This window comes from Streptomyces sp. IBSBF 3136 (assembly GCF_036815105.1).
In the GTDB taxonomy this organism is placed as follows: domain Bacteria; phylum Actinomycetota; class Actinomycetes; order Streptomycetales; family Streptomycetaceae; genus Streptomyces.
The window spans coordinates 1-7788 of sequence record NZ_JAJSZC010000297.1 but is presented as its reverse complement, the minus strand read 5'-3'; the positions used below and the strand labels follow the sequence as shown (position 1 = coordinate 7788).

General features: G+C 73.3%; 6 protein-coding genes. 4 read left to right on the top strand and 2 right to left on the bottom strand.

Features of this window, described 5'->3' with window-relative positions; genetic code table 11:
- Nucleotides 1-94: 94 nt before the first annotated feature.
- Nucleotides 95-745, bottom strand: a complete 651-nt coding sequence (locus V7E45_RS36620; protein ID WP_333778599.1) for a DUF4360 domain-containing protein — start codon at nt 743-745, stop codon at nt 95-97.
- Between the two features lie 189 nt (nt 746-934).
- Nucleotides 935-1393 (bottom strand): RrF2 family transcriptional regulator, encoded by a 459-nt coding sequence (locus tag V7E45_RS36615; RefSeq protein ID WP_333778598.1) that lies wholly within the window; start codon nt 1391-1393, stop codon nt 935-937.
- Nucleotides 1394-1468: 75 nt separating this feature from the next.
- Between V7E45_RS36615 and V7E45_RS36610 the strand changes: the two genes are divergently transcribed.
- From V7E45_RS36610 to V7E45_RS36595, 4 genes are all read left to right on the top strand, one after another.
- On the top strand, nt 1469-4441 hold the full coding sequence (locus V7E45_RS36610; RefSeq protein ID WP_333778597.1) for a glycoside hydrolase family 35 protein: 2973 nt from the start codon (nt 1469-1471) through the stop codon (nt 4439-4441).
- A 139-nt stretch (nt 4442-4580) separates the two neighbouring features.
- The gene (locus tag V7E45_RS36605) at nt 4581-5186 is read left to right on the top strand and encodes a toxin-antitoxin system, toxin component family protein (RefSeq protein ID WP_333778596.1); all 606 of its coding nucleotides are present in this window, start codon (nt 4581-4583) and stop codon (nt 5184-5186) included.
- Entirely contained in the window at nt 5183-6412 is a 1230-nt protein-coding gene (locus tag V7E45_RS36600) for an MAB_1171c family putative transporter (protein WP_333778595.1), read from the top strand. Before V7E45_RS36605 ends, V7E45_RS36600 begins: the two co-directional genes overlap by 4 nt.
- A partial coding sequence (locus V7E45_RS36595) for an FAD-dependent oxidoreductase (RefSeq protein WP_333778594.1) occupies nt 6405-7788 on the top strand: 1384 nt, incomplete at its 3' end. The genes V7E45_RS36600 and V7E45_RS36595, both read left to right, overlap by 8 nt.

Here is a 7788-nt window from a genome sequence, read left to right as displayed (position 1 = left end):
CCCCCCCCCCCCCCCCCCCCGGCGCCCCCCGCGCCCCCCCCCCCCCCCCCCCCCGCGCAGAGGAACGGGTGACGCGGTCACGCGTCCGGGCCGGCTAGCTGTGCGGGCACTCCTTCCACGCCAGGTGGTAGACCGTGCTGATGTCCCCGTCGGTGGAGTCCATCGTCATGAAGCTGACCTTGCCGGGGTTCGCGCTGCCCGCGTTCACCCGCAGCTCGGTGTTGATGTTGAAGTTGCGCAGGACACCGCAGGGAGCCCAGACGAGCTGGGCCCAGTCGGTGCTGTCGGTCGCCTGCCAGTCGTCGTTGTAGGTGCCGGCGAAGGGGTGGGTCTTGGCCGCGGTGTTCGAGGAGCCCTGGAAGTAGTACGAGGCCTTCTGGGTGGCCGTCGCGCCCGGCTGGAGCGAGAGGAAGCCCCGGTAGTCGGCGCTGGCGACCGCGTAGGTGAACCCCTGCGGGACGTGCACCACCAGGTTGAGCTGGCAGTTCTTGCGGAAGGCGGTGGGGTCGGAGTTGCCGCCCGCCTGGGCGAGGTAATTGCTGTAGGTCACCGTGAAGGCGGTGTTGTCCGGGGAGACGGCGACGGCCGCCGTGCCCGCGGGGCAGCCCGAGCCGTTCACCGTGGCCACGTCGATGACGATCTTGTCCGGCGGCGGGTCGTCGAAGACGGGCGAAGAGGTCTGAGCGGGTAGCGCGGTGGTGAGCAGAGCGGCTACGGCGCCGCTCAAAAGGAGTCCACCAGCCATCGTTTCTCCCGGTTGTCGAGTGGGGGGTGAGACCTCCGACCCATCCGTTCAACATTGAAGAAACTGTGTGGAACCTGTGAAGGATGGGGAGGCGATGGCATCGTAGGAACCCCCGCCGCCCCCCGGGAGGGTGAACTCCGGCCATTCACTCCGGGGTTTTCACGCACCCGCACCGGCGCCTTGGCCGGCTCACGGGTTCTCCCACGCCCCCGGTTCCGCCGCCAGTGCCTGCACCGGGCCCGGGAGGGCGTCCGCCGCCAGATCGGCGAGGGAGACGCCCTCCAGGACATGGCGGACATTGGCGCGCAGGGCGATCCACAGGGGCAGCAGGGGGCGGGCGGTGCCGGTGTAGGTGAGGCCCGTGGGCCGTTCGCCGCGGACCGACACGATCGGGCCGTCCACCCCGCGGATGACGTCCGCCACGGTGATGTCGCCGGCGGGCCGTGCCAGGCGGTAGCCGCCGCCCCCGCCGCGCCGGCTGTCGACGATCCCGGCGCGCCTGAGGTCGCCGAGGATGCCTTCCAAGAACTTGTGCGGAATGTCCTGGACGGCAGCGATTTCCTCAGCCTTCACCGGGCCGTTACCCTCCCGTACAGCCAGCTCCAGCACCGCCCGCACCGCGTAATCCGCCCGCGCCGAGATCCTCATGGGTCCATTGTGGGGCGTGTTCGCGTGGAGAATGGCCGGACCGCGCCCCCGTAAGATCGCCCGGGAGGATCCACCTTGGCGCTCAGCAGACGTACTTTCAGTGCCCTGGCCGGCTCTGCCGCGCTCGGCTTCGCCCTGGGCGGCAGCGGCGGCCCCGGGGCCCCCTCGGCGTACGCGGCGCGCAGCGTGCCGACGGGTCCGGCGCCCGCCCCGCCCGGCGCCGACGGGGAGCGGCACACGGTCGGCTACGACCACTACTCGCTGCTGGTGGACGGCCGGCGGCTGGTCGTGTGGTCGGGTGAGATGCATCCCTTCCGGCTGCCGAGTCCGGCCCTGTGGCGGGACGTGCTGCAGAAGATGCGCGCGCACGGCTACAACGCCGTGAGCATCTACGTGGCCTGGAACTACCACTCCCCCGCGCCCGGCCGCTACGACTTCACCGGTGTGCGGGACCTCGACCTGTTCCTGCGCACGGCCACCGAGACCGGGCTGTACGTCATCCTGCGGCCCGGCCCGTACATCAACGCGGAGGTGGACGGCGGCGGCTTCCCGGGCTGGCTGACGGCGGCGAAGGGAACGGCCCGCACCGCCGACCCGGACTACCTCGCGCACGTCGACGAGTGGCTGACCCAGGTGAACCGGATCGTCCGCCGGCACCTGTTCACCCGGGGCAGGGGCACGGTCCTGCTCTACCAGATCGAGAACGAGTACGACGCCCACGTCACCGAGGCGGCCGGCCGGGACTACATGTCCCACCTGTACAAGAAGGTCCGCAAGGACGGGATCGACGTCCCCCTCTTCCACAACGACAAGGGCCGCAACGGCCACTGGACGCCGGGGTCCTTCGACACCGGCGGGGAGAAGGGCGGCTGGCTGTACGGGTTCGACGGGTACCCCTCGCCGGCCCAGAACCCGCCGGACTGGGGGCACTACGGTTCCGGCGGGGCGACCGGCGGGGCCACCGCCTCGCCGCGCACGCCCGGGTTCGTACCCGAGTTCGGCGGCGGCTGGTTCGACCCGTGGGGCGGGGCCTGGTCCGGCGGCAAGGGGTACGCCGAGTCCCGGCGCACCCGGGACGCGGCCTACGAGCGCCGCTTCTACCTCACCAACCTGGCCAACGGCATCACCCTGCACAACGTGTACATGACGTTCGGCGGGACCTCGTGGGGGTGGCTGCCCGCGCCGGTCGTCTATACCTCGTACGACTACGGGGCGGCGATCGACGAGGGGCGCAACGTCACCGACAAGATCGCCCCGATGCACCAGCTCGGCCACCTGCTCCAGCGCGTGCCCGACTTCGCCCGGCTGGACCGGGCGGCTGACGTCGAGGCCGAGGGCCTGAAGGTCTACCACCTGACGAACCCGGACACCGGCAGCCACGTGTACGTGGCCCGCAACGACGGCACGGAGCCGGTGACCACCGGCCTGCCCACGGCCGCGGGGCGCCTCAGGATCACCGTGCCGCCGCGCGACGCCCGGATGCTGACCACCGGGCTGCGCCTCCTCGGCAGGCGGACGCTGAAGTACTCCACCGCGCAGCCCATGCTGTGCGTGACGGCGGGGCGGACGGACATCGCCCTGTTCACGGGCCGCCGGGACGACATGGCGGAGCTGGTCCTCGAGTGCCCCCAGGAGCCGCTCGTCACCCGGCTCGACCCCGAGGCCGCCTGGGCGTACGACAGCAACGAGCTGCACGTCAACGCGCCCCTCGGCCAGGGCGGGCTGACCCGGGTCATGGTCGAGAAGGGCGAGAGCGAGACCCCCCTGCTGCTGCTCTTCGCCGACGACGCCACCGCCGTGCGCATCTTCCCGTACGACACCCCGTCCGGCACCGTGCTGGTGTACGGCCCGGCGCTGCTGCGCCACGTCGAACTGCGCGGCTCCGAGGTCCACGTGACGGGTGACGTCACCGGGCAGACCAGCGTGGAGGTGTGGGGTCCGCGCGGGATCACGAGCCTGGTCTGGAACGGGCGGAAGGTGCCGACCCGGGTAACCCTCTCCGGCAGCCTGATGACCACCGGACTGCTGCCCGCCGCGCCGGAGGTGTCGCTGCCCGCGCTGGGCGGCTGGCGGGCGCGCACGGAGAACCCGGAGGCAGGCCCGAACTTCGACGACTCCGCCTGGCGGCGGGCCGACCGGACCTCGTCGTTCAGCGTCACCCCGGTCCCCGAGGACCAGCCGGTGCTGTTCGCCGACGACTACGGCTTCCACTACGGGGACGTCTGGTACCGGGGCACGTTCACCGGCTCCTCGGACATCGAGGAGGTCTCACTCGCCTACACGACCGGCACCCAGGGCCTGCTGATGGCCTGGCTGGACGGCGAGCCGCTGGGCACCCACCGGATGCCCGTGCCCGACGCGACCACCACGATCCGCAAGGGCAGCTGGGAGGCGACGGCCGTCCTCCCGGTGGCCGAGCGGCTGCGCTCGCCCGGCAGGCACGTGCTGTCGGTCCTGGTCCGGCGCATGCAGCACGACCAGGACGGCAGGTCGCTCGACACCCACAAGGTGGCGCGCGGACTGACCGCCGTCCGCTTCAAGGGCGCCTCGCCGGAGGTGGCCTGGCGGATCCAGGGCGAGGCGGCGCCGGACCCGGTGCGCGGCCCGCTGAACAACGGCGGTCTGTTCGGAGAGCGGGAGGGCTGGCACCTGCCGGGTTTCCCGGACCGGGACTGGGAGGCGGTGACCTTCCCGCGGGCCGAGCGGCGCCAGGGTGTGACCTGGTACCGCACGACCTTCCGGCTGTCCGTGCCGGCCGACATCGACGCCTCGATCGGTCTGACCCTGGAGGACGACCCGTACCGGGCCTACCGGGCGCAGATCTTCCTCAACGGCTGGAACATGGGCCAGTACATCAACAACGTCGGCCCGCAGCACACCTTCGTCCTGCCGAACGGCATCCTGCGCACCCGGGGCGAGAACACGCTCGCGCTGGCGGTCCTGTCGGAGTTCACCTCGCAGTCCGGGCCGGGCAAGGTGGGGCTGACCCTGCTGGGCCGGGCGGCCGGGGGGATCCCGGTGGTACCGGTGCCCTCGCCCGGCCGCTGAGGCCCCCTCCGCGCCGGCCCGGGACCCGTCCGGCGCGGATGGTCCGCCCTTGAACGACGGTCGCCGGATCGCCTGACGCGGACACATCCAGACGCGTACGCTCGGACGGGCGGCACACCGGCGGTGAGAAGGGGGAACGATGGGCATCGCGGGTGCGCGAGAGCGGGCGGCACGGCTCACCGCGCGGCTGCGCCGCTCCCGTTCCGGCTCGTCGATGCGCTCCCTCGCCGCCGACCTCGCCGGCGCCGTCCGCGCCCGCCCCCAACCGCCGGGCGGCCTGACCGACCTGTGCCGGGCCCTGTGCGAGGAGATGAGCGCCCGGCGCGCCGGACGGCCGGTGGAGCTGCGCTTCGAACGCTTCCCGGACGAGATCGAGGTCACCGGACTGTGCGTGGAGTTCCAGGACTTCGACCTGGTCATCGTGGAGGAGCGGGCCGAGTCGCTGCAGCAACTGGTCATCCTCGGGCATGAGTTGTGGCACCTGCACGCCGGGCACCGGCACCACCACCTGGCCGGCGCCGCGGCCGCCCGCGCGCTCGCCGAGGAGCCACGCTGGCGGGACATGGCCCTGACGGTGGCCGCCCGCAACGGCTCCCGGGAGGCCGACGAGGCCGAGGCCGACGACTTCGGCCACCGGCTCGCCACCGTCTTCCGGCCCTACCTCGGCGGCACCGGACGCGGCATCCCCCTGGACCCCGTCCAGCGCTCGCTCGGCTACCGCGGCCGCTGGGGAGCCGCGCGGTGACCCTGCCGGCGCTCGACCCGCCGGACCTCCTCGGCGAGTTCTACATCTCCTTCTGGATCCCCACCGCCGTGCTCGCCGCGGCCCTGCTGATCAAACTGCCCACCATCATCCGGCTGTGGCGGGACCCGCTGCTGCGCGCGGTCGGCGGGCTGCTGCTGCTCGCCTGCGGGGTGTTCGTGTTCTGCACCCCGTCCACGATCGCCACCGTCAACCGGCTCACCGGCGTGCCCAACATCTCGGCGCCCTGGTGCTATTCGCTGATCACCGCGTTCTGCGGGTCCTGCCTGCTGCTGATCATCACCTGGCGCAACGGGCTGTCCGACCGCTCGGCCGCCACCCGCCGCGCCACGCGGTGGGTGATCTCCGTGTACTCCGGGGTGGTGGTCGCGCTGTGGGTGCTGTTCCTGCTCGCCGACGCGCCTGCCGAGCGGCTGCGGGACCTGGACACCTACTACGCCACCACCCCCTTCATGCGCGAGGAGATCCTGCTCTACCTCGTCGCGCACGCCGTCGCCTGCCTGATCACCTCCCGGCTGATCTGGAACTGGGTGCGCACCGAGGGCCTCGACGCCTGGCTGCGCTGGGGCCTGAAGCTGCTGGGCGCCGGTTACGCGCTGAACCTGATCTTCGACGCGTCCAAGCTGGCCGCGGTCGTCACCCGCTGGACCGGGCGGAACCTGGACTGGCTGAGCACCGACCTCGCCCCGCCCGTCGCCGCCCTGTCCGCCATCCTGATCGCGGTCGGCTTCATCCTTCCGCACGCCGGCCAGTACCTGCACGACCGCTGGCGGGTCCGGCTCGCCCACCGCGAACTGCGGCCGCTGTACCAGCTGATGCGGACGGCCGGCGGGGAGGGCGTGCCGTTCGTGCTGCGGGCCACGCCCGAGCTGCGGCTCACCCGGCGGGAGACCTTCATCCGGGACGTGCTGCTGCCGCTGGCCCGGTACATCGACACCGGTCTGGGCCGGCGCGCGTACGACGCCGCGGTCGGCCTCGGGCATCCGCCGGAGCGGGCCCGGGCGCTGGCGGCCGCGGTGAGCATCCTCGACGCCGTCGAGGCGAGGAGCCGCGGCCCCGAGCCGTCCGGGGCCGCCGCCGGGCCGGACACCACCAACCTGCTCCAGGAGATCGGGGCCGTGTCCCGGGCCCTGCGCAGTCCCGACGACATCGAGGCGGTCCGCGCGCTCGCGACCGCCCCAGCAGAGAGCGTTGCCGTACATGAGTGAACGCAAGCCCGCCGCCGTCGTGCTCGGCGGCTCCCTCGCCGGTCTGCTCGCGGCCCGCGCCCTGGCCTCGACGGGCGCCCGGGTGACCCTGGTCGAGCGGGACGCGCTGCCCTCGGGCCCCGAGCCGCGCAAGGGGCTGCCGCAGGCCCGGCACGTGCACCAGCTCTGGTCGGGCGGTGCGCGGGCGCTGGAGCAGTTGCTGCCCGGCGCGACCGCGCGGCTGCGGGCGGCCGGGGCGAACCGCATGGCGATGACCACCGAGATGGTGGCGCTGTCCCCGTACGGCTGGTACCGGCGGTGGGCCGAGTCGGCGTTCATGCTGTCGGCCAGCCGGGACCTGCTGGACTCGGTGGTACGGCGGCTCGTGCTGGCCGACGGGGACATCGAACTGGTCGAGCGGGCCGAGGCGGTGGGCCTGGCCGGCACGGCCACGGCGGTGACCGGGGCCCGCGTGCGCACCCACGAGGGCGTGGCGCGGACGCTGACCGCCGACCTGGTCGTGGACGCCACCGGCCGTGGCTCCCGGGCCCCGCACTGGCTGGCGGAACTCGGCCTGCCCGCAACGGAGCGGCGGGAGGTCGACTCGGGCCTGGTGTACGCCAGCCGGCTGTTCCGGGCGCCGGAGCGGGCCCGGAGCCGGTTCCCGGTCGTCAACATCGCGCCCGATCCGCGGGGCACGGGGACCGGGAGCGGGGGCGTGCTTGTTCCGGTGGAAGAGGGCAGGTGGATGGTCACGCTGTTCGGCGGCAGGAACGACGAAGTCCCGTCCACGGGAGCGGACTTCACCCGGTACGCGACCGAGCGGCTGCGGCACCCGCTCATCGGCCGGCTGCTGGCGGGCGCGGAGCCGCTCACGCAGGTGTCGGTCACCCGGACCACCGCGAACCGCCGCCACTTCTACGAGAAGACGCCGGCCTGGCCGGAGAACTTCGCGGTGCTCGGTGACGCGCTGTGCGCGCTGAACCCGCTGTACGGCCACGGGATGGCGGTCTCCGCCCAGTCGGCCCTGGCCCTGCGGGACGTGACCGGCCGGCACGGGCTGGGCTCCCCCGGCCTGTCCCGGCACCTGCAGCGGGCGGTGGGCCGGACGGTCGGGGCGGCCTGGGACCTCGCGATCGGGTCGGACGTGTTCTACCCGGGCGCCACGGAGACCGGCCCCACCCTGCGGGACCGGGTCCTGTCCGCCTACGTCGCCCGTCTGCTGCGCACCGCCACGGGCAACGGCCGCATAGCGCGCCGGGTCACCGATGTGACCTCCCTGGAGCGGGGGGCGGAGGCGCTGCTGGCGCCGAGCGTGCTGCTGGCGGCGGTGGTGGGGCCGCTCCGGCCCCCGCTTGCGGCTCCGCCGTTGACCGCGGAGGAGATGGGGGCGGCGG